This is a genomic window from Psychrobacter sp. 2Y5 (genome assembly GCF_051847375.1).
GTDB lineage: Bacteria > Pseudomonadota > Gammaproteobacteria > Pseudomonadales > Moraxellaceae > Psychrobacter.
Map to the genome: position 1 here is coordinate 1 of NZ_JBPYDA010000034.1, position 872 is coordinate 872.

The following is an 872-nucleotide window of genomic DNA, read 5'->3' on the forward strand; positions in this document are numbered from 1 at the left end:
GTCAGCATGGATAAGATGAATCAGATTGGCACATTTTATCCCGCTGATCGCCTAGTAGAGATCGAAGCCGGTGTGGTCACCGAGCAACTGCAGCAGTTCGCTGAATCTAAGGATTTGTACTATCCGGTTGATTTTGCCTCGGCAGGTTCGAGCCAAATGGGCGGCAACATCGGCACCAATGCCGGCGGCATAAAGGTGATTCGCTATGGTATGACCCGCCAATGGATTATGGGCTTAACGGTAGTCACTGGCAAAGGTGATATCTTGCACCTCAATCGCGGGATGATCAAAAACGCCACCGGTTATGACTTGCGTCAATTGTTTATCGGTAGCGAGGGGACTTTAGGATTAGTCACTCAGGCGCAGATTAAGCTAGACCGACTCCCGCAAGACTTAAACGTCATGGTGCTAGGCATGGACAGCTTCAACGATGTGATGAACGTACTATCCGCCTTTCAGGCTAAGATTGATTTAACTGCTTTTGAGTTCTTTGATGAGGTGGCAATAGATAAGCTTATGGCACATGGTCAAGTACAAGAGCCGTTTGAATCGCGCACCAAGTTTTATACGCTGCTAGAGTTCGAAGCGCCTTATGAGCCGATTATGGATAAGGCGATGGCAATCTTTGAGCAGTGTATGGAGCAAGGCTGGGTTGTCGATGGCGTGATGAGTCAGAGCCTGGCGCAAGCAGCAGAGCTATGGAAGCTACGCGAATATATCTCTGAGACCATCTCGGTCTTTACGCCCTATAAGAACGACGTGTCGGTACTCATCAGCTACGTGCCTGAGTTTATCGAAGAGATTGATGCGATTGTCAGTAGCAACTATCCTGATTTTGAAGTGTGTTGGTTTGGGCATATCGGCGATGGGAA

1 protein-coding gene is annotated in these 872 nt (G+C 48.6%); it reads left to right on the plus strand.

Annotation, left to right across the window (positions count from 1 at the left end; genetic code table 11):
- Nucleotides 1-872, plus strand: an 872-nt coding sequence (locus tag ACS8E3_RS13010; protein ID WP_439244759.1) for an FAD-binding oxidoreductase, incomplete at both ends; no start/stop codon positions are given.